Source organism: Nitrosomonas sp. (assembly GCA_031316255.1).
Classification (GTDB): domain Bacteria; phylum Pseudomonadota; class Gammaproteobacteria; order Burkholderiales; family Nitrosomonadaceae; genus Nitrosomonas.
Genome location: JALDQW010000001.1, coordinates 942,448 through 969,364 on the forward strand (window position 1 = coordinate 942,448; position 26,917 = coordinate 969,364).

At 47.7% G+C, this 26,917-nt stretch carries 24 protein-coding genes and 1 pseudogene; 12 read left to right on the forward strand and 13 right to left on the reverse strand.

Annotated elements, in window-relative coordinates:
* The first annotated feature begins 19 nt into the window (after positions 1-19).
* From MRK00_04300 to MRK00_04315, 4 genes are all read left to right on the forward strand, one after another.
* Entirely contained in the window at positions 20-1,624 is a 1,605-nt protein-coding gene (locus MRK00_04300) for a roadblock/LC7 domain-containing protein (protein ID MDR4516592.1), read from the forward strand.
* A gap of 142 nt (positions 1,625-1,766) precedes the next feature.
* Positions 1,767-2,528: an MBL fold metallo-hydrolase gene (locus MRK00_04305; GenBank protein MDR4516593.1), complete on the forward strand. Its 762-nt coding sequence runs from the start codon at positions 1,767-1,769 to the stop codon at positions 2,526-2,528.
* A 35-nt stretch (positions 2,529-2,563) separates the two neighbouring features.
* Positions 2,564-3,214 carry an OmpA family protein gene (locus MRK00_04310; GenBank protein MDR4516594.1) on the forward strand — a complete coding sequence of 217 codons (651 nt, stop codon included), beginning with the start codon at positions 2,564-2,566 and terminating at the stop codon, positions 3,212-3,214.
* A 3-nt stretch (positions 3,215-3,217) separates the two neighbouring features.
* Positions 3,218-3,913: a hypothetical protein gene (locus tag MRK00_04315; protein MDR4516595.1), complete on the forward strand. Its 696-nt coding sequence runs from the start codon at positions 3,218-3,220 to the stop codon at positions 3,911-3,913.
* A gap of 83 nt (positions 3,914-3,996) precedes the next feature.
* Here the strand turns inward: MRK00_04315 and MRK00_04320 are convergent, their stop codons facing one another.
* From MRK00_04320 to MRK00_04345, 6 genes and pseudogenes are all read right to left on the reverse strand, one after another.
* Positions 3,997-5,097: an endo alpha-1,4 polygalactosaminidase gene (locus MRK00_04320; protein MDR4516596.1), complete on the reverse strand. Its 1,101-nt coding sequence runs from the start codon at positions 5,095-5,097 to the stop codon at positions 3,997-3,999.
* 137 nt (positions 5,098-5,234) lie between these two features.
* A complete protein-coding gene (locus MRK00_04325) occupies positions 5,235-5,564 on the reverse strand; it encodes a multidrug efflux SMR transporter (GenBank protein MDR4516597.1) in 330 nt (109 codons plus the stop codon).
* Between the two features lie 127 nt (positions 5,565-5,691).
* Positions 5,692-5,970, reverse strand: coding sequence for a DUF2442 domain-containing protein (locus MRK00_04330; GenBank protein ID MDR4516598.1), 279 nt, complete (start codon positions 5,968-5,970; stop codon positions 5,692-5,694).
* A 4-nt stretch (positions 5,971-5,974) separates the two neighbouring features.
* A pseudogene (locus tag MRK00_04335) lies at positions 5,975-6,195 on the reverse strand (DUF4160 domain-containing protein).
* Between the two features lie 31 nt (positions 6,196-6,226).
* Positions 6,227-7,120 carry a carboxylating nicotinate-nucleotide diphosphorylase gene (gene nadC, locus MRK00_04340; protein MDR4516599.1) on the reverse strand — a complete coding sequence of 298 codons (894 nt, stop codon included), beginning with the start codon at positions 7,118-7,120 and terminating at the stop codon, positions 6,227-6,229.
* Between the two features lie 71 nt (positions 7,121-7,191).
* Positions 7,192-10,923 carry an ATP-binding protein gene (locus tag MRK00_04345; protein ID MDR4516600.1) on the reverse strand — a complete coding sequence of 1,244 codons (3,732 nt, stop codon included), beginning with the start codon at positions 10,921-10,923 and terminating at the stop codon, positions 7,192-7,194.
* Positions 10,924-11,152: 229 nt separating this feature from the next.
* Between MRK00_04345 and MRK00_04350 the strand changes: the two genes are divergently transcribed.
* Entirely contained in the window at positions 11,153-11,584 is a 432-nt protein-coding gene (locus tag MRK00_04350; protein MDR4516601.1) for a GNAT family N-acetyltransferase, read from the forward strand.
* 27 nt (positions 11,585-11,611) lie between these two features.
* On the opposite strand, the gene MRK00_04355 is transcribed toward MRK00_04350, so the two are convergent.
* Positions 11,612-11,950: a hypothetical protein gene (locus tag MRK00_04355; GenBank protein MDR4516602.1), complete on the reverse strand. Its 339-nt coding sequence runs from the start codon at positions 11,948-11,950 to the stop codon at positions 11,612-11,614.
* A gap of 177 nt (positions 11,951-12,127) precedes the next feature.
* Here MRK00_04355 and MRK00_04360 point away from each other — a divergent pair, with 177 nt between their 5' ends.
* The 4 genes from MRK00_04360 (at position 12,128) to MRK00_04375 (ending at position 14,762) form a co-directional block, all read left to right on the forward strand.
* On the forward strand, positions 12,128-12,520 hold the full coding sequence (locus tag MRK00_04360; GenBank protein MDR4516603.1) for a hypothetical protein: 393 nt from the start codon (positions 12,128-12,130) through the stop codon (positions 12,518-12,520).
* A 6-nt stretch (positions 12,521-12,526) separates the two neighbouring features.
* Entirely contained in the window at positions 12,527-12,970 is a 444-nt protein-coding gene (dtd, locus tag MRK00_04365) for a D-aminoacyl-tRNA deacylase (GenBank protein MDR4516604.1), read from the forward strand.
* A 113-nt stretch (positions 12,971-13,083) separates the two neighbouring features.
* A complete protein-coding gene (locus MRK00_04370) occupies positions 13,084-13,917 on the forward strand; it encodes a mechanosensitive ion channel family protein (GenBank protein MDR4516605.1) in 834 nt (277 codons plus the stop codon).
* Positions 13,918-14,123: 206 nt separating this feature from the next.
* Positions 14,124-14,762, forward strand: coding sequence for a hypothetical protein (locus tag MRK00_04375; protein ID MDR4516606.1), 639 nt, complete (start codon positions 14,124-14,126; stop codon positions 14,760-14,762).
* A 137-nt stretch (positions 14,763-14,899) separates the two neighbouring features.
* Here the strand turns inward: MRK00_04375 and MRK00_04380 are convergent, their stop codons facing one another.
* The 6 genes from MRK00_04380 to MRK00_04405 form a co-directional block, all read right to left on the reverse strand.
* Positions 14,900-15,424, reverse strand: a complete 525-nt coding sequence (locus MRK00_04380; protein MDR4516607.1) for a formylglycine-generating enzyme family protein — start codon at positions 15,422-15,424, stop codon at positions 14,900-14,902.
* A gap of 148 nt (positions 15,425-15,572) precedes the next feature.
* Positions 15,573-16,760 (reverse strand): TIR domain-containing protein, encoded by a 1,188-nt coding sequence (locus tag MRK00_04385; GenBank protein MDR4516608.1) that lies wholly within the window; start codon positions 16,758-16,760, stop codon positions 15,573-15,575.
* 122 nt (positions 16,761-16,882) lie between these two features.
* Positions 16,883-17,677, reverse strand: a complete 795-nt coding sequence (locus tag MRK00_04390) for a slipin family protein (protein ID MDR4516609.1) — start codon at positions 17,675-17,677, stop codon at positions 16,883-16,885.
* Position 17,678: 1 nt separating this feature from the next.
* Complete coding sequence (locus MRK00_04395; GenBank protein ID MDR4516610.1) at positions 17,679-19,076, reverse strand: nodulation protein NfeD; 1,398 nt, start codon at positions 19,074-19,076, stop codon at positions 17,679-17,681.
* Between the two features lie 26 nt (positions 19,077-19,102).
* Positions 19,103-19,714: an ADP-ribose diphosphatase gene (gene nudF, locus MRK00_04400; GenBank protein MDR4516611.1), complete on the reverse strand. Its 612-nt coding sequence runs from the start codon at positions 19,712-19,714 to the stop codon at positions 19,103-19,105.
* 152 nt (positions 19,715-19,866) lie between these two features.
* Complete coding sequence (locus MRK00_04405; protein ID MDR4516612.1) at positions 19,867-21,438, reverse strand: thiol oxidoreductase; 1,572 nt, start codon at positions 21,436-21,438, stop codon at positions 19,867-19,869.
* Between the two features lie 487 nt (positions 21,439-21,925).
* On the opposite strand from MRK00_04405, the gene MRK00_04410 reads away from it, so the two are divergent.
* The 3 genes from MRK00_04410 to MRK00_04420 all read left to right on the forward strand — a co-directional run bounded on the left by MRK00_04410 (position 21,926) and on the right by MRK00_04420 (position 26,776).
* Positions 21,926-23,155 (forward strand): EAL domain-containing response regulator, encoded by a 1,230-nt coding sequence (locus tag MRK00_04410; GenBank protein ID MDR4516613.1) that lies wholly within the window; start codon positions 21,926-21,928, stop codon positions 23,153-23,155.
* 1,155 nt (positions 23,156-24,310) lie between these two features.
* The gene (locus MRK00_04415) at positions 24,311-25,264 is read left to right on the forward strand and encodes a cytochrome-c peroxidase (GenBank protein MDR4516614.1); all 954 of its coding nucleotides are present in this window, start codon (positions 24,311-24,313) and stop codon (positions 25,262-25,264) included.
* A gap of 231 nt (positions 25,265-25,495) precedes the next feature.
* The gene (locus MRK00_04420; GenBank protein ID MDR4516615.1) at positions 25,496-26,776 is read left to right on the forward strand and encodes a hypothetical protein; all 1,281 of its coding nucleotides are present in this window, start codon (positions 25,496-25,498) and stop codon (positions 26,774-26,776) included.
* The last annotated feature ends 141 nt before the right edge of the window (positions 26,777-26,917 follow it).

The window sequence follows — 26,917 nt, forward strand, 5'->3', positions numbered from 1 at the left end:
AGCAAAACTGAGATAATTTATGACAGTAGCCACGTTCCCTATCATAAAGAAATACACAAATGAAGTTTTTGAAAGCGCGTCCTATCTCAGGGTGATTGACGGTATAAACACAAGTATTCACAACAACGCCAGCTTGATTGTACTCACCGGAGAATCCGGAACAGGAAAAACCCTGATAGCCCGGAAAATATTGAGAAACCTGATGGCCGAGAATTTCAGGGTTTTTTTTCAAGACCCGCGAATCACCGTTGAAGAGATGTTCAGTTTGACCTGTGGGCAGATTGGTGTTGCGCCATCTGAGTTACAAAGTGTACTGGATATTAATGAGAAACCAGAGATCTTCTTCAACTACCTGGAAGAAAGAAGTCAGGAAAAAGGCCCGGTCAGATTTTTTATTGACGACGCCCAAGATATCAATATTGATACGCTATGCAATATCTTGAAATTCACGAAATGGCAGTCTGAAACCAAAATGGTGCTGCAATTGATTTTGATCGGTTTGCCAAAACTGGAACCGCTGCTGTCACAGCTTAAGCTCCCGGAGCTGAAAAACGCAAACCCCGTCTATTTGCATCTCGAGCCCCTTAATGTGGATGAAGTGGGCGCATTTGTGATGCAGCGCTTGCAAGCATCAAACATTCAACACAATAATTCTTTCCCCCCAGAAGCAATCGAAAAAATATCACTCTATACCCAGGGTATTCCAAGTCTGGTGGGTATCTTAGCCGATTCCGTTATGGCTATCATGAAACTCCATGCGCATAGTAAAATAACAGAGGATATCGTTGATGAAGCAGTTGATTTCTTTTCGCTTCCTTGGGCGATCGAAAACAAGAAACACCACGCGAATCAATTCACTGAAGATCAAGAAGAAGTAAATCTCGATGAATCAACCCAGATTCTTTTAAGTAGCAAACATACTGTAATAAAAAAAGAAACGCTGTGGTCGAAAATTGGCAAAAAGGTAGCAGATTTGTTTGCGAGAAAAAAAATTGCCGGCGCCGGACCTGTTTACGATCACCGCCTCGGCGAAAACACGATTAAGGACGTAGAAGAAATTTCCCAGGTTTTAGTCAATAAACCACTATACCTGAGTCATGTTGAAGAAAGCGATGCCGCTGACCTTGAGGATAAAAATACCGGGGTTGCAGCAAAAACCCAGGACAATCAGGATACGCCTGAGAATACAGGAACAATCCCCCGAATATCAATAAAACAGACAGAACAGGTGGATACTATGAATGCAAGCGAGGAAACAATGAATAGAGCTGAACGTCTAAACAAAGAGCTAAAAGCATTGCAAAGCGGCTCGCCCGATGTCGAAGCGGTAGCCTTGATATCGGAAGACGGACTTGTGGTTGCCAGCGCTTTACCACAAGATCTTGATGAAATACGTGTCGGCGGCATGAGCGCCACACTATTAAGCCTTGGCACACGTTCTTCAGCTGAATTACGCAGGGGAAATGTTGAAGAAATTATCGTTCGTGGCGAACAGGGCTATACCGTTATGCTCAAAGCAGGGCAAGGCACGTTACTACTGGTTGTCGCCAACGAGAACGCAAAACTGGGATTGATTTTTTTTGATATGCGTCAATCAATTGAAAAGCTGGTAAAAATTTTATAGCGCTGTCACCAGGTAATAATCCAAATGCGAAATTGCAGGCGCCGACCCTTTTACTTAAATACATTGAAACCCTGATCCGTGCCGAACGATCTTGCACCATGCAATTTTCCTGAGAACATTAAATAATTTTAAGTGGTTATTTATGCCAAATACTGTATTTTATGATGATGGCGTGCATAAGAATGTACTGCTGGAAGATTTTGGTTCAGGCGGAATTGCCGTTCAGGCAAACCAGCATATCATCATCCACGGCACTGAGGGCATTATTCTCGATCCAGGTGGACACAAGGTATACAGCAAAGCGTTATCTGAGTCCTATTCTCTTTTAGGCGGCAGCAAATTACGCTATATCTTTTTTTCTCACCAGGATCCGGATATCGTCGCGGCGATGAATGGCTGGCTAATGACGACCGATGCTGACGCCTATATTTCGAAGTTATGGGTGCGTTTTGTTCCGCATTTTGGACTCGACCATATCCTAAGCGAACGGCTCAAACCGATACCCGACGAGGGTATGCTATTGGAACTCGATAGCATCAAATTAATGATACTGCCGGCGCATTTTCTCCATAGCACGGGCAATTTCCATCTGTATGATCCGGTGTCAAAAATTCTGTACAGCGGGGATCTGGGCGCTTCCCTGGGAATGGATTATTTGCGGGTCTCCAATTTTGATGATCACATTCAATATATGGCGGGTTTCCATAAGCGCTATATGGCCTCGAACATCGCATTGAAAGCCTGGGCGAACATGGTTCGAAACCTAGACATCGAAATAATTGCGCCACAACATGGCGCGTATTTTGTGGGTAAGGATATGGTTAATCGGTTTATTGACTGGTGCGATGATTTTAAATGCGGTATTGACCTCATTACCGGTCTTTATAAAATCCCCACGGTCTAGGCAATGCACTCTGCAAAAATAATCAAGGTACAGGGATGCCGGAAAATTTAACCGATTCCGTCAACAGCTATGAAACCTACCCCGTCAAGGGCGAAGCAATTGCCTTGTGGATTCCGCTAAGCCTGGCACTGATTGGAACAATAATGATTGTCATAGTCACGCAATCGTTGCTGCCCCAGCAGGAAATAAAGCCGCCGGCAATCAACGCATTCTCTTCGACTGATCCAACCACGGTCAGCACCGATCGCAAAAATATCTCAGCCGGCATTCCAACCGGCCACGGCAAAACTGAACCCAAGAAAACAGTGGATTGCCCGCCACTTTTTTTCTTTACTTTCTCCAAAGACAGCGCAACCCCCAAAAATCATAGCTTGATGCCTCAAATAACCCGGCTAAACAACTGGCTTCAGCAACATCCCGACAAAAAAGTTGTTATTGAAGGTCATACGGATTCATCGGGCAAAGAGGAATACAACTTGTTGCTGAGCTACCGGCGTGCAAAAGCTGCGGAAAAAATCCTGATCGAAGCCGGAATTTCACACAACCATTTGGTTACAAGAGCATTGGGCGAACAGGAACCCTTGCAGGATCAACCTGCCCGGTCTGAAAAGCACCGCAGAGCTTCGATCCGGGTTGACGCCCTTGAGGCGTGTATAAATCCTTTGATAAACGAGGAATCAAACTAATTTATGGTAACGACTATTGTTACAGGACTTGCCGCCGCCGCTATACTGCTCCTGGCCGGTTATTTATTCGGCGTCAAACAGGGACATCAGGCCAGAGAGAAGTTGCGCACAAAACTCTCGGAACAGGAGGATTTAAAAATCGACATGTTGTTGCGGCAAAGCAATGCGTTGCAACGCGTGATCGAACCGCTTGCCAAATGGGACGAACAGGTTGAGAAATTGCGCGCTGACATTAAACAAATGCAAAGCACCATCATCCATCACGATCAGGTTGCTTTGGAATTAACAGGATTGCAAACAAGCACTGCGAATCGTGGCGACTTGGCGCGCTTAATGGATGAAATTGTGGAAAAAGCACACTTTGAAACGGTTTTGCTCAGCGATGAAAACGGGCTGCCACTGGTCACCAACAGTAACGCCAAACATCTTGACCGGATTGCTGCAATTGCATCTTTCGTAGTCATTTTTGGAGACCGTATCAGCCGCGACGATACCACTGCCCGTCCCGTTTCCTTTCTGGTGCGGGATAACGCCGACAGAGACATCTTGTGCCGGATTTTTGAGGCAGGAAATCAGCGCCTGGTTCTGACTGCGGTATCGACCGAACTGCAACTCACACCCGGAGCACTTGATCCGACCCTGGAAAAAGTCGTCAACGCATTATCGCCCAGGATTGACCGCGAGGCGTCCCCAGACTAACCTTCCAGAACCTTTCAGGGTCGGCGCCTTGCCAGCCGACTTGAAAACCAAACATTCGAGTACGTTCAACTGAGAATTCTAGATTAAAAACAACTCAACCGGAAACTGTCATCCAGATCGAGCGGCAAAATCAGTGTGCTGAACAATGCATTATTTGCTGAACCGCACAGCGCATCACGTTCATCGGCATCATCACTGAATTTTTGCAGGTATTCCGCGTTCAATACAGGCTTACCTGCCTGAATAAAAGGTTCCAGCGTATCGCACTCGTCAAACTCGTGACATTGCTCATTGACGCTGAAATCATAAAAATCGACCAATTCGGGAATTTGTTCGAGATCGTTTTTCAGTCCGACTGACAAACCTCTTTTATGCGCTTCGTTGGCGATGAATTTATTGAACGCCAGTTGGTCGCTCGCCGTCAGGTCAAAGCCGCTGTCGTTTAAATAGCCGTCCATATTGTCCGGTTCCACACCATCACATCCCTTTTTCATGGCCAGATTAAGCCTTTCAATCATGATTTCGGCCACATTGAGCGAACGGATATCGAGCCATTGCTCATTCGGCCATCCATCCAGCAAATTACCCCGTACCGCAGGATCGAACTTGTCCTTGTCTTCCCTGAAATTCTCATACGAGCCCGCCGAAAAATAACAAATGACTTTTTTTCCTGAAGCCTTGAACGCATTGATCAACGACGGCGGCGAATCGAACAGATCAATATCGTACAGCTCAACCGGATAATCCGGGTTGATTTCGCCGTTCAACTGCCATTGCCACGATACCGATACCGGCGGCTTATACCAGTCCATGCCGGTGACAGGCACTGCGTCCGGATCAAGCGCCGGTGCTGCGGACAGAAAAAACAGCTCAATATTCGAGAAACCGCTGCTAGAATTGCCATCATAGGCCTTCACTGCGACATAAAACGCTGCACCATCCCAAAGTTCCGCCGACAGCGAAGCCCTGTTACCCATATCGATGGTTTGAACACTGTCAGCACCGGTATACGGATATGGCGCGTACAACAAACGGTAACCCTGCGCATCGGCAACAGGCTGCCATGCGATCGATACAGTGGTGCGGTTTTGCGTCACCTCAATTAAGGGCGATTCCAGTACTTGTGCAGCCGCAAGTCCGGGTAACAACAGAAATAGAATAACCGATAAAATTTTTTTATTCATTTGCATAGATAACCTTATATTCTGAAACAACTATGTCGGGGCTCCTGACATTACCCCAGCCTACCCGTACCAGGGACTGTTCTCACTATCGACAATCAACAACACGCTGTACCCGGCAATATCAAGTTGAAAGAGTACTAGTGTCCCGTTGTTTTTGAAAACACATAAATCACCACCACACCGAGAACAATCAACCCCATGCCAATAATCGCCGGCATGTCTGGCACTTGCTTAAACATTACGGCAGCGACCAGTGCAACTAAAACGATACCCACACCGGCCCAGATCGCATATGCCACACCCACGGGAATTGTTCGCAACGTCAGTGCCAAACAATAAAATGCAATTCCATAACCCGCCACGACAACAAGACTTGGAATCAGGTTAGTGAATTCATTCGACGCCTTCAACGCATTCGTAGCGATAACCTCGGCAACAATAGCAATGGCAAGATACCAGTAGCCCATAGACATCCCTTCTTGAATACCATAAATGGCTTATCTTATCACCAACAGATTTGTAGGTTGGAGTGATAACTCCGACCATTATCTGTGTTGGGATTCCTGATGTCACCCCAACCAACCGAACTACAAATCAGGCTGCGCCGTTTTTTGGCGTCGGCTTGAGCGTATAGTCCGGACATAGCTGTTGATAAAGAAACTCCGGCGCAAAATCAGCGCCATTTGACCAGACAAGTGTATCAATATCTTTGTTCACAGATAGTTCAGCAAACCGGGCTTTATCTCTCAGCGGTTGAAACACTTCGCCCCATAGTTCCTTTTCGAGATCAACTTCGCCTTCAATACCGTCGTCAAATTTCAGCCACACCCGGTAATCTCCTTGATACCTTGCTTCTTTAAGTTTCGGCAACATAGCATTACTCCAGTGGTTCAATAAGTTTCAATGTCTTTCTGTCTCGCGCCAGATTCCAGTCTTCGTTAAGTTCATCTTTGTGACATTCTCGCCATTCCTGAACCAGACTTAACACACATGGCGGTAGACGGCCTTCAACGATCTCGCCTGTATTTATCTCAATTGCTGCGCAAAATCTCCACACTTCGCATGAAAATGCGGTGGATTGTGATCGTTATAGAACATCGCGATAACAATTCCAAGAAATCTGCTTACTTCAGGCAATATTATTCCTGTTAACAAACCGCATCGACAAATCCACGGCCTGAATATTTTTCGTCAGGCTGCCAATGGAGATCCTGTCCACACCGGTTCCGGCGACGCGCCTGACATTGTCCAGATTGATATTTCCGGAAGCCTCGAGCAGAATATTCCGGCCGGATTTTTGACCGTGCTCCCGGCTGACGTCAACCGCCTCTTCCAATAGACTCACGGCAAAATTATCCAGCAGAATCATGGTGGCGCCAGCATCCAGCGCCTCCTGTAATTGCGTTATGGATTCCACTTCAATCTGGATGAAAACACCTTCGGGCGCAATTTTCTGCGCCTGTTTCAGCACCGTTTTTATGCCGCCCGCCGCGGCAATATGGTTTTCCTTGATCAGGATGCCGTCATACAGGCCGATACGGTGGTTCACGCCGCCACCGCATTTGACAGCGTATTTCTGCGCGATACGCAGGCCGGGCAACGTCTTGCGCGTATCGACAACCTCGGCTTTTGTGCCGGCAACGGCTTCAGCATAACGCCGCGTCACTGTCGCTACAGCCGACAGCAGTTGCAAAAAATTCAGCGCCGACCGTTCCGCGGTCAATAATGCGCGCGCCTGTCCTGTGATTTCACAGATTCTCTGCCCGATCGCTATTTCATCGCCATCCCGGGCAAGCCAGCGAATTTGAACATCGGGCGACACTGTCTGAAAACACAGCTCAAACCAGTCCGTACCGCATAGCACAGCCGTTTCTCTGCTCACCACATTGGCCGTCAGCATCTGCCGCCCGGGTATCAGCTGCGCAGTCAAATCACCTGTACCGATATCCTCCGCCAATGCCATGGCAACATTGTTTTTTATTTCCTCAATCAAACTATTCGCATCCTTTGAATACAGTTCCATCAATCAATACAATAGTATATCTAAATCCATAGATGGATATCGCAATTGAGCCGGGGAATTCTGGAGGCGCGTTATTTATCCGGGGATTGTTCTTCAAGATAAGCATCGACCCGACTCAATTCCGCATCAAATTCCGGCAATAACGCATCCAGCGTTTTCTGGTCGTTGCTTTTACCGGCCGTCTCCAGCTCAGCGCATAACTCACCTAATTTCATCGCACCCACAGAACGCGACGATGATTTGAGTTTGTGCGCAATAGAACCGGCCGTTGCAAGCTGACCTGCCTGATACGCTGCACGCAATTCCTCGGCTGTTTTCGCTGCATTGAGCCGGTAATCCTTCAGCATTTCCTTGATCGTTTCCGGGTCGTCGCCAATAAGTTCTTCTAGTTTACGAACGTCTACGGGCACTTCCGCTGCTTCGCCGTTTGTTTCCACACCGGTTTTGATCGATGATGTATCCGCTTTCTCCGATTGTGTCCCGTCTTCCTCAGCCGGTTTGCCCACTTTCAGGTATTTTTCCAGCGTAACGCGCAAATCTTCAAGCTGCACCGGCTTGCTCAAATAATCATCCATACCGGCATCGAGACAATGTTCTTTCTCGCCTTTCAATGCATTGGCGGTCAATGCAACAATCGGGATATGTTTTTTGCCGGATTCGAGCTGGCGAATATTTTTTGTCAGCTCGAATCCATCAATCTCAGGCATGTGCAAGTCTGTCAGTAACAGGCCGTAATCGCAGTTTTGCCACCGCCCCAGCGCTTCGCGCCCATCATTTGCGATATCTGCGGCATAACCCAGCAAATTGAGTTGTTGCATGATCACCTTCTGATTGATTTCATTATCTTCCGCCACCAGTATCAGCGTTCCCTGATTCAACGCTTCTTCTCGTGAAATCGCGACCGGTTTTGACTTAAGCATATCTGCAAGCGGTGTCGATTCCACTTCCGGCTCTATTCTGCCCGCTGCCAGCTCCATTGCACGCATGAGCGACTGGCGGTACATGACGTCACCATCCAGCGTGACAATATCGACGTCCTCAATACGCGCCTGCCTGCGTCGACCGCGTTTGATAATCACAAAATGGGGATCCAGGCGGGACTGCAACACTTCGGATCGTTCGCTAAAGGCAACACGCAATTCTTCCAAAGGCGGTTCCAGGTGTCCGGCATCAACAACGACCAGCCATAAACCCGCTTTTAGTGTTTTAATATACGCATGGGCTGAAGTCATATCAGGAACATGCTCGACAAAAGCGCCGGAACTTTTTAAATAGACCGCCAGATCATTGCCCAGTCCTTCGTTATTACCGTATATAAGGCAAGACAGTCCGGCCAGTTGAATTGTTTTGCGTTTGGAGTCGGCGGTTTCCGGCAGCGGCTTAAACGGCATCTGGACAACAAAGGTAGAGCCTTGCTCCGGCTGGCTGTGCACGGTTATTTCCGCGCTCATCAATTCGGCTAGATGATGCGAAATGGCCAGTCCGAGGCCGGTGCCGCCAAAACGGCGCGTCGTTGAGGGATCGCCCTGTGAAAAGGATTTAAACAGCTTGTCCAGCGTTTCCTTGTTCATGCCGATGCCGTTATCGGTCACCTGAAATGTAACCACAATCTGATCGGGTTCGGATTCTGTCAGCAGCACACGCACCGAAACCTTGCCCGGCTTCTCCTGTTTGCTGGAAAACTTGATGGCATTATTGATCACGTTGACCAGCACTTGACGAATTCGTATCGGATCGCCCAATACATTTTCAGGAATCGCAGGGTCGATGAACAGCGTCAGTTCCACATTCTTGCTGAGCGCCAAATTTGCAAGCATGCCACAGGCATTCTCCACCACGCTCGTCAGCGGCATGGGGATTTTTTCAATTTCCAGTTTGCCGGCTTCAATTTTGGAAAAATCGAGAATATCTTCAATAATGCCAAGCAAGGCATACGCCGAGTCGCGTATCAGATTCGCCATTTCCATCTGATACCCGCTTAAGCTGGTTTGCCTGAGCACATCAATCATGCCGATGACACCATTCATGGGCGTGCGGATTTCATGACTCATGGCGGCAAGAAACGAGGATTTTGCCCTGTTCGCTGCTTCAGCGTCATTCCTGGCCTGCTCTAGATCTTTCATGATGCGCACATGTTCACGCATATCACGCATAACGCCGGTAAAATGCCGTTCCTCACCAACAAAATATTCGCTGACCGCAAGATACACTGGTATCAATTCGCCGTTTTTGTGCACCGCTTCCACCTCACGACCCAGACCGATGCCGTGCTTTCCTTTGAGATAGGGACGCCCGACATATTGCTGACCCTGTCCCGTCCTGCAATACCTGTCCATATAAAACTCGTGCTCCGAACGGTCGGGTTCGGGTACCAGAATAGCAACATTCTGTCCGATAATTTCTTCCGGTGTATAGCCGAACAGCCGCTCCACCACCGGGTTTGCGGACAAAATGACACCAATGTAATCTGTTGTTACCACGCAGTCGACCATATGCTCGACAACGGAACGGGTTTCTTCTTCCTTGATCGCCAGCGCAGCGTTGGCCCGCTGCAAATCGGCCGTACGTAATTCAACGCGATTTTCCAGTTCCTGATTCAGATGGCGCAGATTCAACTCGGCATTTTTTCGTTCCTGATTGCTTGCGTTAAGGCGTTCAACCATAATATTGAAGGTATGCCCAAGCTGGCGCATTTCGTTCCAGCCCCCTATTGTAACGCGCTGGTGCAAATTGCCTGCTGCAATCTCGAGCGCACCCCGATTGAGCTGTTTCAGCGGCGTCACCACACGGCGGTTGAACAGAAATGCGCCGAAAATTACGCCGAGCAGGGTAACGGCCAGAATAATCAGGCTATATCGTGTAACCTGTTGAACATTGGCGAAGGCCTCATCGACATCTTTTTTGACAACAATACCCCAGTTCATCCGCGGCAGATTCCGCCATACCGCAACTACCGCCTTATCGCGGTAATCGCGTGTAATGGCGCCACCTGATTCCCCGGACAATGCATTCTTCAGCGCAATGGAATACGGTGTATCCAGATTGATTTTGCGTTTCAGCGCTGCGTCAGGATCTGTGGCCAGCGGCGCCATAATGAGCGCAGTATGTTCATCAACCAACCGGGCAACCACGGTATCGCCGGTTTCGCCCAATCCCACATTGTTGGACACCACATCGAAAACATGTTCACTGTAAATCTGCAACGCCAGCACACCCACAATTTTATCCTTGATGATAATCGGGAAAGCGATAAATGCTGCGATGGCGCCATGAGACGGTTCATAAAACTCAAAATCGGAAATAGCGCTTTCCAGTTTGTTGAGCGCATGGCGGGTGACCTGACCCAGTCCGGTACTACTGTATGGACCGGTTATCAAATTTGTCGCAAAATCGGACTCATGACTTTGCGTGTAGACGATATCACCTTTTGTTGAAATCAGGAATAAATCGTAATAACTGGCATCTTCGACAAAACGCCTGAAATGATCCCTGTATAAGGCATCAATCTGGCGGTAGGCTTCCGAGTCGACGCCCTCTTCTTCAAAAACCTTGGGAAATTGAAGCATAGCGTTGCGCGTCGCAATCGCATCATGCAACAAATTGGCATCGAGCAGACGCTCGTTCAAATAAGTATCGATCTGTTCAACTTTTTTATCCGCGATCGCAGACAGATTCTCGATAACCGTTTTCTGAATTTCGTTTTCGAACGTATGCAAAAAGCTGTTACCAATAACCAGAATCGGTAATAGAGAGACCAACGTAAACCAGACTGCGAAACGTTGTGTGAGCGAAGTAAATTTCATGGGTACTCCCCCGCAATAACCGGTAGCCGCAAGCGGCTTTCAAATGCGTAAATTTTTGTCTTTCAGTGAGTAATTGCTATCATTGCCTGATGCATTACAAACGCGCCAGTACATAGTAGCAGACATCTGAATCAACCGTCCGTTCTTATGTATATCATTGTGTTTACAGAAACCGGATATTACGTTTTAATCAGGATTATGTTCACGTCCATTCATTCGTTTTCATAAAATGAGTATTTCTTCTTGCGAAGTGCGTATTGTGCAATGGCAGGATGAAGCGCCAGCGCTCAGTGCAGTCCGCAAAGCCGTTTTCATCGAAGAACAGCATGTTCCGGAAGAACTGGAATGGGATGAATTTGACTCTGTCAGCATCCATGCGATCGCAGTCAGTCCTTCCGGCGCGGCTGTCGGCACCGCACGATTGTTGCCGGATGGTCATATCGGCCGTATGGCGGTTTTAAAGGCCTGGCGCGGCGGGGGGATCGGCAGCGCCATGTTGCAACGGCTACTGGATGAAGCCAGGCATCGCGGCGTTTCTAAAGTCATTCTGAATGCGCAGATCACCGCGGCAGCATTTTACGCAAAATTCGGTTTCCAGGTGAGCGGCAATGAATTCATGGAAGCGGGCATCCCCCATGTCAAAATGTTTTTAAAATTATGACTGAATGACACGCTACTGCTGCATTTGCTATTTTCTTCCGGACTGCCGCCATTCCCGCTCCAGAATGTCGGAAGCTTCTTTCCACTGGTTTGTCGCGCGATCCAGCCTTCTGTTCGCTTCGGTTGACTTTTGCCGTGCGGCTTCAGCTTCCCGCTCTGCGTCCGCCAGTCTTTTCTTGGCATCCTGAATCTTTCTTTCGGCAAATGCCGCGTCCTTTTGCATGTTGTCCGCATCTCTCTGGGCTCTCATCATCTGCTCATAAGCTGCGTTGGCGCTTTGTTGTAATCTCTGGAGATTTTCAGGGGTATCAGCATAGGCCATTGGAACACAAAAACCGGACAATAATAAAATGATCAACACCTTCATTTGAATTCCTTCTTTGATTCGTGAGTCATGATTCAATTTTTAGCATTAACGCGATGTAATGATAATCTGCGCATTTGTCTTCACAGTCAATAAGGCGGGATGTTTTTTTGCGTTTTATGCGTGGTGAAGGGAAAATACGCACTTTGATGATTATTTCTACCGGAGCACCCAACAAAAATGAAACGCATATTCAATTCGACAACAATTGCACGCTATCTCAGTCATTTTATCGCCCCAGTTATCGGTTTTGGATTGTTTTTATTCGCAGCACCCGCGCTGGCAAGCTGTGAAGGGTGTTTATGCCCTGGCGATCCATGCCGGTTATGCCCATTGCCCGCCGTGGAAGGCGAGCAGCCAAAACCCGACGAACCCGAAATCTGCGCCAGAATCCGTGAAAGAGTACCGCCGACTTCCGCACAACCCGGCGCCAACGAATATTTTCCCAGTCTTGACAGGTCAGTCGCTGTCTGTGTCAGTGAAGGCGGCGATGTTATCCGTAACCGGCGGCGCAACGAGGAATTTCCATCACGGGTTTATTGCAAGCCACCGACACCGGTTCAAAGCAGGTAAATTATCATGATCACCATCATCCAGCGCGTCAATACAGCCAAAGTAACCGTCAATCACCAGGTACTCGGCTCCATTGATACCGGCATCATGGCGCTGGTTGCAGTTGAAAAGGTCGATACCGAAAAAGAGGCCGACCGCCTGTTGGAGCGCATACTCAATTACCGCATCTTCCCCGATGAAAACGGCCGCATGAACCTGAGCCTGCGCGCAATTCACGGCGGACTGCTGCTGGTGCCCCAGTTTACCCTGGCGGCCGACACCAATACCGGCAACCGCCCGAGTTTCACCGGTTCGGCATCGCCTGAAAAAGGCCGCGAATTGTTTACCTACCTGCAGGAAACAGCAAAAACCGTTTATCCTGGGGCGCAATTTGGCCAGTTCGGCGCTGACATGCAGGTTGAATTGATTAATGACGGGCCGGTAACGTTTACGCTGCGGGTATCCGGTTGACCAGAAAAAAGGAAAGGAAAATCGCTCCTGTAGATTGAAGATTCATTTAAAATCGAATCAGAGCATCCGGGACTGAAACAATCCATATTACTTTTAAATGCTAACGCTACGCCATGTCCGAAACTATTCTGAGCCATCTGGATAATCAATTTATTCAAAGCTGCGCTCTGGTGGCGAGCCTGCTGTCACTGCGGATACTCCTTGTCCATCTGATCAAACGCAACAGGGAAATCCTCACCGAAGGCCGCAGGCATTCGATTACCAGTGTCAAGAACTTCAGCTGGCTGATCATTTTTTTCGGACTGCTGGCAATCTGGTGGCCGGAATTGAAGAATTTCGCTTTTTCCATTGCCGCTGTGACGCTGGCGCTAGTAATTGCGACCAAGGAACTGATTTTATGCTTCAGCGGCGCCATGCTGCGGGCAGGCACAGGCGCATTTACCATCGGCGACTGGATTGAGGTGGGCGCAAACCGCGGCGAAGTGATCGACTACAACATCTTCTCCACCACGCTGCAGGAACTGGACAAATCGCCGAACGACTACAGTTTTACCGGCAGAACCATTGTAATACCGAACAGCCTTTTTCTGTCGGAGTCGATTAAAAATCTCAATTTTTTCAAACGTTATGTGTTTCACCGCTTCAGTATTGTCGTCGATCCGCATATCAGCACCGCAGATGTCGAGCAATGGATTGTTGCTGAAATCAACACCCAATCGGCCGACTTTATCGAGATCGCGCGCCGGTATAACGCCTTCATCGAAAAAAGAACCGGTGTCGATGTGCCCGGTCCGGAACCGCGCATTATGATCAGCACCAATGAATACGCCAAACGCATTATCACCGTAATCGTATTTTGCCCCACAGAGAAAGCCGCCGAACTCGAGCGGCATATCACGCAAGGCGTGCTGGAACGGGTTTTTCAAATGGAACACACCATTCGTTAATTGATGCGATAGCACAGACGGTTTTTCTGCATAATTGACCCAATTTCGCCTCTTGCCAAATATTCGCAATCGGTTATTTATGTACCATTTGGAACGCATTTATACGTCTATCATCAAAAGCAAAATAACGTTAAATCCCTTCAGTATTCAGGATCAAGAAGTCCAATGGCCTTCCGTTACATTCGTATCGAAATAGCGAGGCTTTTATGAATAAAAATTCCAACGAAGAACTGCACCTGCAATTGTCACTTGAGCAATGTCCTGAAATAAAAATGACCGGTCTGGACAGTTTGCCTACACTCAAGCAGCTACTTGTAGCCGGCGGCATCGCACTCATGGCCGTGTTGATTCAACTCGGCCATGACAATGCCAATGGTAAATCAACGGTTGCCGCAACATTAAATGACCATCATCAAACGCCATCAATCACGCTCACCGACAGCCAACTGATAACGGATCCCGCAAAACTGCTGCCGATTGATTTGTTCGTGGAAAACAATCGTTCCGAATTCATTGCTGTTCCATATTTTTCCGACACGGTAAAAGAAGAAATCATCACCGGTTTTGAGCAGGGCACTAAAAACGTGGGTGTTATTTATGTGTGGGATAATCTGGGTCAGGACGGTGATATTATTCAGATCGAATCTGACGGATTGGCTGTGGATATTCAATTATCGGATGAACCCGCGCTGATCTTTTTACCGTTTAATCCGGGTGAATCGCTCATCTTCCGTGGACTGCACGATAGCGGCAACGGAATTAGCGCAGCAATCGAGATACCATCAGGCGTTGTGGCTTTACCGGTTTTGGCGATGGGAGAAGCGATTGAATTGCCGGTGAGATAATAAGTGTGGTAGCCGACCACCATACATTACAACCGCATGCGCTGGTGTACGGTGCATGCGGTTGTACACCCTACAAAAACCACAAAAAATAGGCAGGGGCTCCGCCCCTGCACCCCGCAAAGGGCAAAGATCAAAGTTCAAAAATCCCTGGCGATACGAAAACCAAGATTATTAAGTGCAATCTCGGGATCTAGTCTGAGGCGATCGGCAGATCGCAAGAATTGTGAGCTATCTTTCCATGATCCACCCCGAACTACTCTATATTCATCAACCTTCCATTTTTTTTCTAGCCATGCAGTACCATCAGTTGGCGCATTAATGTAACTATTATGCCAAAAATCTTGAGTCCATTCCATTACATTACCCAGAATATCGTATAAACCGAAATCATTACTCTTGAATCTTCCAACCGGTGCTGTATACACATACGGATCTCTACATTCAGCTATGGTAAAATCATAACCAGTAACTGATCGGGTCTCCAAGCCCGCACCATTTGCATAATCACATTGTCTGTCATCTTTATAAAAACGCGTTGTGTTAGAATTAGCCCTTGCGGCATATTCCCATTCAGCTTCGGTCGGTAGACGATATCTCAAACCGGTACGGTTTGATAGCCACGTAACATAGGCCTGCGCATCATGCCACGTTACACAGACCACTGGATGATTACCATCTTGTGGGCATCTCTAAAAATCCATATTTTGTCACAATACTTTGTTGTTCACAAAAAATATCTCCTTACATATCAATCATATGCTGCGTCAATATTTTTTGTTCTCGCCTCGTCTTGTTTAAAACTCTGAATTTTTAGAGGTACCCTTGTTTGAATCCTGTTTTGTTCCAATTCAAATTTTCGCTTAAAAATGCTTTTTGAGCGTAGGTACTTATCCATATAAAGCAGCCTTTTCGATACTGTTCTGCAGTTGTGAGATACATTTTCCCTTGATGATAATCCTTGTCATGTACAAATTGCCGGAACTGCTCTACAGTGATCTCAAAACGACTAATTTCAAATGAGTTAATGGTGACTTCATGCTGCGGACCCTCGTCATATGCTCGACCTAATTCAGTTTTGGGTGAACCCATCCAGAATTTGCCAGAGGGGACACGTACCATTTCGGGCCCAAATGAAAAATTCGGGTCATAAAATCGTTTAAAAATAGGCTTTTTTCGAGGTAGTATTTCAATAGAACTATTAATAATAGATTCTTTTCCATTTATAGAAATCGATTCTGTCTTTTCATGGTATCCAGCAATATATGAATCTGTCATTAAATCTATCGATTTAGAAGCTATAAATGTTGATTGACCTGTGTCAGATTCGTCTGTTGTCGGAGGAAAATAGCCATACAAAACTACCGCTCCGAAGAGTATGGTAACGATGCCAAGCCCTATTGCAAGCCTTTTGGAGCTTTTGGGAGGCGGCGTCGCAGAAGATTCTGACTTGTTCTGTTTTGAACGGCTGGTATCGGTTTCAGTTTGTGGTTTTCCGGAATCAGGCTGAACTGGCGATGCAGTTTGCGGTAACGGTGACTGCACGCTTACCATTGTTTCCAATACCTGGATCAGCCGGTCAATATCGGCATGAAAACGATTGTCGCTGATTTCATGGGCCTGACGTCGCGCAAGCGGTTGCAGACATTCCGGCAGTTCGGTTGATTTGGGCATGGCTGCGCCGCCGACCAGCACCGGAATCACGCGAATTTTGCGCTCCAATAGCGTGGCGATCTCAAGCCGCACCCAGTCGTCCGGATTGTCCAGCCGCCGCCCGGTTTCGCCGGGGATATTCAACCAGTGCTTGCCGATCAACACGATGGCAACCTGTACCGATTTCAGTTTTTCATGGATAACATCGTGGAAATCTTCACCGGGCTTAATCTGGTCGATATCCATAAAAACACGGTCATGGCCAAAACGGTTTGCGAGCCGATCATAAAGATTGATCGCATAGCCCGAGCTGTCGTCACGGCGGTAGCTGATGAATAAGGCAGACATTGTTGTTATTCGGGATTTCTATTGTTAGCCGGATTTATCCATACCATAATCATTCCAATCCCGTAATACACTGATCGAACAAGAATCCTCAATGGGTGACAACAGCGACCTATCAGCCAACATCATGCCTGACTGTCATTTGCGGGTTTGGCTTCCTGCTGCCTGGCGTGCTGTTCCATCATTTTCTGCAATGGCGTCATCAGTTCCATGGGTAGCGGGAAAACAATGGTGGAGCTTTTTTCACCGGCGATTTCGGTGAGTGTCTGCAAATAACGCAGTTGCAACGCCTGCGGTTGTCTGGACAAGACCTGTGAGGCCTGGAGCAGGTGTTTCGAGGCTTGCAGTTCGCCTTCGGCGTGGATGATTTTAGCGCGCCGCTCACGCTCGGCCTCAGCCTGTTTGGCAATCGCGCGGATCATCGATTCGTTGATGTCGACATGCTTGATTTCAACATTGGCGACCTTGATGCCCCAGGCCTCGGTTTGTTCGTCGAGGATTTTCTGAATGTCGTTGTTGAGCTTTTCTCGACTGGCGAGCATTTCGTCGAGTTCATGCTGACCGAGCACGGAGCGCAACGTGGTTTGGGCGAGTTGACTGGTTGCGGCGTCGTAATCCTCGACCTGGATGATGGCGCGTTCGGGATTGATGACACGGAAGTACAGCACCGCGTTGACTTTGACGGACACGTTGTCGCGCGAAATGACATCCTGACTGGGCACATCCATGACGATGGTTCTTAGATCGACACGCACCATGGTCTGGATGACGGGTATCAGAATAATGAGTCCCGGGCCTTTCACTTTCCAGAAACGGCCGAGCTGGAAAACGACGCCACGTTCATATTCGCGCAGCACTTTGAATGCGCTGGCAAAAAAGAGTATTGCGACGCTCAGTACGATAAATACTATTTCGATCATCTTAATCCCTCCGGTTTTCAGGTCTATTGGAAGCGTTTGAATCGGGTTTTTCGGGTGCTACGGTTAGAATCAATCCATCTATCGCAACGACACGGACTTTGTCGCCATGTCTGAGCGGCGTACTGCATTGCGCTTTCCACTGTTCGCCGTGCACGCGTACCCAGCCTTCGTGCTCGAAGTCTTCCATCACGATTCCGGTGCTGTGCACGATCTGTTCCATGCCGCTGACGACAGGGCGTTGCCGCGCCTTGATCGCCATGCCAAGCACCAGCAGAATAAATGCCGCCGACAGCACCGCGAAGGTCACGATCAACGGAATCGATACGCCATAGCCGGGAACACCGGTATCGAGCAGCATCACGGAGCCCATGACAAACGCAATCATGCCGCCGATCCCCAGCGCACCGAAACTGGGCACGAACACTTCGGCGAACATGAATGCAATGCCGACCAGCAGCAAGGCGAGTCCGGCAAAGTTAATCGGCAGCACCTGGAAAGCAAACAATGCCAGCACCAGACACACGGCGCCGACGACGCCGGGGAAAATGGCGCCCGGATTGGAAAACTCATAAATCAACGCGTAAATTCCGAGCAGCATCAGAATGTAGGCGACATTCGGGTCGGTGATAATGGCCAGCAGGCGGGTGCGCCAGTCGGGTTCGAAGTGCTCGATGGTGATTTGCGCGGTAGATAATGTCACGTCATTGCCGAGCACGTTGACCGTGCGGCCATCGATTTTAACCAGCAAATCCGGAATGCTGGTGGCGATCAGGTCTATTACGTCGCTTTCCAGCGCTTCCTCGGCTGTCAGGCTGGCCGCTTCGCGCACGGCCTGCTCTGCCCAGTCTGCATTACGACCGCGCATCTGCGCCAGTCCGCGGATATACGCCACGGCATCGTTGACCAGTTTGCTTTTCATCGGGTCTTGTGCGGCGGTTTTAAAACCATTGGTTTCATCCTGACCGGTGTCGAGAACATTTTTATCTGAACCGCCGGGAAGACCGCCGATCTGCACCGGTGTTGCCGCGCCAAGATTGGTGGCGGGCGACATGGCAGCGATATGACTGGCATACAGAATGTAGGTTCCAGCACTGGCGGCGCGTGCGCCGCTGGGCGAAACAAAAGTGACGACAGGCACCGGCGAGGCGATAATGGCGCGGATGATTTCACGCATCGACGTATCCAGCCCGCCGGGCGTATCCATTTGCAGGATAATGACTGCGCTGTTCTGCTCGATCGCCTTGCCGAAACCGCGCTGCAAGTAATCCTGCGTGGCAGGACCAATGGCGCCGTCAATATTCATCCACAGCGCCTGCTTGGGGCCTTGCGCATACAGCGACAGCGGCCAGCAGAAAACAATAAGAAAAACAATGCTGCAACTGATTTTTGAAAAACGCATCGATAAACACCGCAAGGCGAAATACCTTAAGTTTGTCGAGTTAACCATGATGTCCGCACCTGATCCCGATTTAACGCCAGCCACTGTAAGGCAATGATCGCACTGGCTGAATTGATTTTTCCTGATTTCAAATACTGCAACGCGGTATCCAGGGAAACGACGTGCACTTTGATATCCTCCCCTTCATCTTTTACCCCATGCACGCCGCCGGCATGGGTTGTATCAACCCGGCCACAAAATAACGCGACGCGTTCGGTCATGCCGCCGGGACTGACATGATAATCATATAGTGGAATCAAATCGGCAATGGTGCAGCCCGATTCCTCCACACTTTCACGCCTGACCACATCTTCAACGCTCTCGTCAGTCTCAATCACACCGGCGACAATTTCCAGCAGCCACGGCCCACCCGGCGCATCCATAGCGCCGACACGGAACTGCTCAATCAGAATCACTTCATCCCTGGCCGGATCATAGGGCAAGACCGCCGCTGCATGACCGCGTTCAAATAATTCGCGCACAATCGGATGACCCCACTCACCGCTAAACAAGCGGTGCCGCAGGCGGTAACGCTCTATGCGAAAAAAACCCTGATAACACACCGTCTTTTCGAGAACTTCCACATCTTTACTCGCCATTCTTGTTCCTCAATGCGTCGGGATTATTATCGGCCAGTATAGTGGGTATGATTTCTATTGCAAAGCGGGATTGCTAAAAAAACAGCAGACAGATTTCTGAAAAATCTGTCTGCTATCGATTGAATTAAATGTTTTTAATATAATCTAGTCTATCAATAAGACGGCTTCCATTTTTTCTTTTTACCTCTTTGATCGACAACCAGATGTTTTGTGCCTTCCGGCAATACCTGCAAGGTTTTAAGGAATTCTATAATTGAATCGCGCTCATAATCGCTGAGTGCAGCCCAGTTTTGGTAACTGTCCAAAGCTTCGCCACGGTGCGCTTCAATGGCTTCGCGCATGGTTGTATATTGACCATGATGGAAATAAGGCGGTTCATTGGCCACACCCCAGAGTTTGCGCGTCATGAACCGTGAATTTCCGGCAAAAAAAGCTTCCGATCCCCCGGGGGCATTCTGATCAATGGGTTCGCGATTCGGATCGCCGGGCCCGCTGGTGATGTCATACAACTTGAGGTCAGTGAACGCCGGAACCATGACCACACCTCTTTTTTCCTCCAGCCGTGGCTTGTCAAGTTTCTTGCTGGTCAAATCAAGACTGTAATCGGGAGCGTCTCCGGGTTGCAGATTGCCTTCAGGATTGAATGGATTGGGTTCGGTATAAATCCATCCATGTTTATCCAACGGTAATTCTGGGACATGACAACCTGAGCAGCCAATTTTTGCAAAAGTTTCTTCTCCAACAGCTACTGCGGCTTCAATTTGTGGGTCATTAGGAATGACCCGGCCTGGAACGGCAAGCTGAGCTTGAAAAAGTGTGACAGCAGTGACTTCAGCACCTGTCATTTCATTAATAAAGCCGTCATCATCCGGGTCGGTGCCGATGCCGAAGCGTTCTGTTGATTGAATGCCGTGATGATGGTTAAAGGCATTGTTCGTGAACTGGCGCAATGATGTAACGCCGCCCGCCTGATGAAACGGTTTGATAATGAGGCTCGGCGGATTGTCAGCGCTGTTGCTGGCCAGGCTTGAATTCAACAAGCCGGTAACTTCACTGGTGTCCCAGCTGCCGTCAATGTTTCTGGATAAAATGCCGAAGGAAACACCTTTGGTGATTAACTCCGCTGAATCACCGGGATTGATGGCATTCCTGATATTCTGTAAATCTGTCGTCATCTGACGGCTGAGCATCTCGATATAGCCGGAGCCAAACATACCCAGCGTATTACGGGAATTGGCGATTGTCTGCAAGTGCACAAATTTACCTTCTTCATCGATAGCGCCGCGTGTTGGCAAGCCATCATTGTGATCAAAAGTGGCAAAATCAAAACGTTGACCCGTGACAAAAACATTCGCAACAATATCGCCGCCACCGCCAACGCGGGGCTTGTTATGGCAGCCTGCGCATGAATTGGAGTCTGGCGCGGAAATTCGATTGAAGTTATGAGGAAAGTCCAGTGGAGCGGAGGGATCCGATAAAGGCGCGCCCGTTCCTTTTGTCAATCGACGGCCGCCGCCCTCCTGTATGGTCCAATTCGCTTCAAACAGTTTTCTGCCGTGTTCAAGCAACTCCCGTGTGCCCATATGAAATTCATCGCCATCTTGTAGCCGCATCGGTACAGACACTTCTTTACCGATTTCAGCTGCAATAGACAGCGCCATTCCCGTTGATAACAATCCAGCGATGAAAAGCGCCGGTACTGCTTTAAAGTTATTTCTAAACATATTTACCTCGACCATGGTTACTAAATTATTAATTAAGAACAATGTATTAAATTATTTTTTACCCAAAATGAGCTTGTCGATTGGATGCCGCAGTTTGTCAAATTTAATATTTTTCTGTTGCACATTGAGAATACTCAATGCCTGTAATAGCCTCAGTGAGTTTAGTCACAGCGTCCAGGAAAATCCGATGTGATGCCACGCAAACTTCTCAGGCTCAAGAACATAACGGCTTCTCGGAAAGATCCGAACAGGCTAAGTATTTAACGGACTGGGATTGCAAAATTTTGCAATTGCAGACAATTGGATTGCACATTTCCAATTCCCCTGATAGATTTAAGGTTAAAAGATACACGAAGAGAATTTCTGGCTTTTATTTTGGCTGGCGGCTGTTCTCACGAATAAAATTCATCTATGATCATTCATTTATACCGTCATAATTTTTTACCTTTTATTTTCAAAATGCTGCTATTAAAAGAAAAAGAATGTCATGCATACCGCTTCTGAAATTAAGATTCTGCTAGTCGATGACGACACGTTCATCCTGAAAATCTTGACCAAAATGCTGAATAATCAGGGAATAATGTCGGTAGACTCGAGCGACAACGGTTTGGACGCACTCGCCAGAATTGATCATGTTGAAACCTGCCCTGATTTGATTTTGTTGGATCTCAATATGCCGAACATGGACGGAATTGAATTTGTCCGCCATCTGGTTGAACGCAAGTATCCTGGAAGCCTTGTGCTGGTCAGCGGTGAAGACGAACGCATGTTAAAAACTGCAGAAAAGCTGGTGCATGCGCATCAGATACCGATGCTGGGTTATTTACATAAGCCGGTCAGTCCCGATAAACTGGCTGAAATTATAAAAAAATGGACGCCACCCGAAAAAAAACTGCTTCAGCAATCCGAGAAAAAAATCTATAACGAGCAAACATTGCAGGCGGCAATTTCAAACCGTGAATTGGTTAATTTTTACCAACCCAAGGTCGCACTGGCAACAGGCAAGGTGATTGGCGTTGAAACGCTGGTACGCTGGCATCACCCGACCGATGGGCTAATCATGCCGGATCAGTTTATCAGCATTGCCGAAAAACACGGTCTGATCAATGATCTAACCTGCCTTGTGCTGGAGCAGGCATTGGCGCAGACCAGAATATGGCATGAAAGCGGTATCATGCTGCGGGTAGCGATTAATGTCTCAATGGACAATCTGACATCCTTGGATTTTCAGGATCTTGTAGTAAACCTTGTCGTTGAAAACGGATTGTCGCCACAAAATATTGTACTTGAGGTAACAGAAAGTCAGTTGATGGGCGCCGATAAGCGCGTACCCCTCGAAATTCTGACCCGGTTGCGCCTTAAACGATTTCATTTGTCGATCGATGATTTCGGCACCGGGCACTCGTCAATGGCGCAATTACGTGACATTCCATTTGACGAGCTCAAAATTGACCAGGGTTTTGTGCACCGCGCCTGGGCTGATGAAACTTTGCGCGCCATGTACGATGCGAGCCTCTCCATGGCCAAACAACTGGGCATGGAAGTCGTGGCGGAAGGTGTGGCGGACGAGGAAGACTGGAAGTTTCTGCGCCGGACAGGATGCGACTTTGCACAGGGCAATTTTATTTCCAAACCACTTCAGGCGGCCGATTTCTCACAGTGGATGGAGGAATGGAATAGTCGTACGCAGAACGGGCTGATCGCGGGTTCAGCTTAATGATCTTTGGAAAAGATCATGTGTTATGTGCATCTAAGGACGTGTTGATTAACATGCCCCGATCTCTATCAACCTGATATTGCCGGATAAAGCGACACACGGAGACTAGACTTGTCAGCACCCATGGACTGCGGCATGTCTTTCCGGTAATAGCGCAACTATTTCCTGCAACACACGCCTTGTCATAAACGCGAACACAGCGAATAAATCAAGATATGCTTTATTTCATAAAATTCCCTTGAAATAATTTTGCAGCCTGTTTTTTTATCACAGTGACCAGATACTTTTTACTATGAATTGACTCGATATTGATCTTGATCAAAGAAAGTATTCGTCATTACAAGCAGGATTAACACTGCATTTTTTGGTTAAGACTTAATGATGCATGTTATTAATAATTATAAATACACTTGGTAAAGGAACTGAATAATATGAAATTCACTACATTGTTAGTCATACTGCTGTCTACATTTGCTTTTATGGCCTGCTCACCTTCTGCACCTGATTCTCCAGATCCAGATGCTTATGGACAGACTATTAAACCTGATCATAACGTGCCAGCAGATCATCAGTAATTAATTAGGCCATGGACAAACTGAATGCATGTATAGCGTGCTTTCAGTGTCCGAATGATTAGCAAAAAGCGTTACCACGGTATTTTGCAATCAGGTGCAATACGCCACGGTAACGCTGTCAACGCAAAGTTAGTTTGAAATGTCGCGAGTTTAGTAAGCAAGCCCTGTATCACAGCCAACGACAGTCTCAAATTTAGTTTGGCACTGGTTTTAAAACGACTCATACATCCCCATATTCAGAAATCACTGAAAATCCCCGTCAAGGCGCGATAAGCGCTGTGCTTCCCACAAAGAACGCATTCAAAACGGTTAACTCCAACGTAACAGGCTTTTTTGATTATTCTTCAATTGGCATCTTCAGACCCTGCTTTATTTAATCTTCAAGGTTACATTCCAAAAAGTTAACATGATTTCCCGGATATGTTAGAGTCGAACCGGGGATCGAATTTTAACGCTTATTCCCGGGTCAGTTTCTTTAGGGACTAAACCATTCAGTACGCTCATCGCAGCAGATTGAATAAATTTTGCAGCAGACTTTATTAATTAAAATTAAGGGCAAACGCCCAATAGGAGAGGTTAAATGAAGCTTATATTAATACTAGCGCTCGTTTTTAGCGCAAACACCTTTGCTGGTGAGGAATCAGGTCAAATCGATTCAACAGATATCAAACGTTTTTTTGAACCCTTACCCGAGTCAATTATTGATGAAGACAAAAATGCCGCATTAATTAAACTGGGTAAAACGCTTTATCTGGACCCAAGACTTTCAGTCAATAACAAGATTGCCTGTAATTCCTGTCACCAGCTCGATAACTATGGCGTGGACAGCGAACCAACATCACCCGGCCATGACAATAAACGTGGCGGCAGAAACTCCCCCACCACAATGAATGCAGCACTGCACATCGCACAATTCTGGGACGGGCGTGCCAGCGATGTCGAAGCACAGGCTTTAGGTCCCATTTTAAATCCAATTGAAATGGGAATGCCAAACAAAGGCGCTGTCGTAGCTAAACTAAAAGCCATCGATGAATATCAGACATTATTTGCCGCAGCTTTCCCGAAACAAGAATTCCCGTTTAACTATAATAATATCGGCGTAGCCATTGGCGCTTTCGAACGCACACTGCTCACCCCTTCCCGCTTTGACGATTATCTGAACGGTGATGAAAACGCACTGAACGAAGAAGAGCTGAAAGGCCTGGATAGATTTATCAGCGCTGGTTGCGTGACTTGCCATAATGGCGTAGTCATTGGTGGTAATTCCTATAAAAAAATCGGCCTCGTAGAACCCTACGAAACCGATGACTTGGGCCGATTTGAAGTCACTCAAATTGAAGGCGACAAAAAAGTATTTAAAGTACCCAGCTTGAGAAACATTGCCAAAACTGGTCCTTATTTTCATGACGGCTCGGTAGCAACGCTTGATGAAGCGATTCGTTTAATGGCAAAACACCAGCTCGGCAAAGATGCAGACGCTGAATTTATCGAAGAAGTAAAAGCTTTTCTGGGATCTTTAACAGGCAAGGAATAATGCCATAAGAACCCATCAAATCAGCAATACTCCCGGGCGGATACTTTCGACCCGGGAGACACATACAATACTATGTCTGGAGATTGCATGCGTCTCGCGACCCAGATATCCCTGATGTCCGTCGCAAAAAAACTTCTCTTTGACGCATTAACGCGTTAGACTGATAAAAACCTTAACAAGAGTGTGCTTATCACTCAGCAACAAAATATTTTGCAAATTTATGGAGTTCAGATGAACAGTTATCGTCTTATGCTGTTTTGGGCAGCCATCCTGATTCTGTTGACCGGATGCATGACCGGCCGCAAAGATAGCGCCAAGATGACGCCACCCGATACGCAAAGCGGCCTTGCAGCAGAACGGCAGTTTTTCACCGTAAATCGCAAAATCGCTTTTGAAGACGATGGCAAGTTTATAATGATCGAAGGCAGTCAGTGCACCGAACAAGCACATGGGCCTGATTCCGCATCCATGTTGATTACGCATGATATGCCAAACTATGTCAACCGTGGCACTGTAGTATTAAATGGATGGAGTTTACGCTACATGCACAGCGATCATGAAGTGCGTTCATTGCGCGCCGATATCACTCACAGCAAACTGGCAACCGGCGGCGGTGGTTCGCCAACACTGATTTTTGAAGTTGAAGGCGAACTCAGCGATCAGAATTGGGATGATGCCTATGAATTCTGCGTGTATTATACCGGATTCGGCTTTAACTCAGCGTGGATTGATGCACGCATAGAAGGCGACTACAACGGGATAGATGCTCAGACGTTGCAGAGGGATTCGGCAGGACCTATTGCCACCCTGGAGAGTGTGTGGCGCGACGGCGCCTTAAAGGGCAGCGACTCAATTGTTGTTATCCCCCGCGGTTTTGACTTCCAGTATGATAATCAATTTGAATGCGAATTCCGCTTTCCGCCCTGCCGTTGGGATGATCCAACGGATCACCATTTGCGCCAGGTCGCCTACAGTCTGTTTCAAATGGGCGCATCCCCCAACCCTGACGGCAATCCACATTGGATCACGCAAACCATTCTCAAGGACAATGGCACGCGTACACACTGGGTTAAAACACGTGCCGCGATTATCGGCGGCGACAGCGTCAAACTGCGCGCCGACTTTCTGCCACTCAACCCTCGCTCAGGTAAAACAAATATCTGCCGCAATGGCGTTGACGGGATCGTGCACACGGAAACATTCCGCATCTACGATTTGCCCTACGATTATGCTATTCCCATGTTGACCGGATGGGATCTGAACTACGAATGTCACGATCAACATGTGCAACGTGCCGGCATCTGGATACATGATATTCGTTTTGATCCTGAGTCCAAAGGACTCGAGTATAAGCTGTCGTCCATCCTGCGCGACAGAAACGGCGCACCCAGTTTCAATACATCACACAGGGTCAGCGTACTTGGATTGAACCGGACTCCCCCTCCACCTGCAATAATACACTCTGCACCTGATATTGAAATCAGAATCAGGAAACATGACGCTCGCAGATAGCAATTACTTTAACGTCATCACTTTTTAATAGAATTCCGAAGATACCGTTTGCTGTTGATAGCATATTTTCGGTCGATGCCGGGATCTATGCAACCTTGTGGCTTTTTTATTTTCGACAAACGTTATTTTGTCGAATTATTT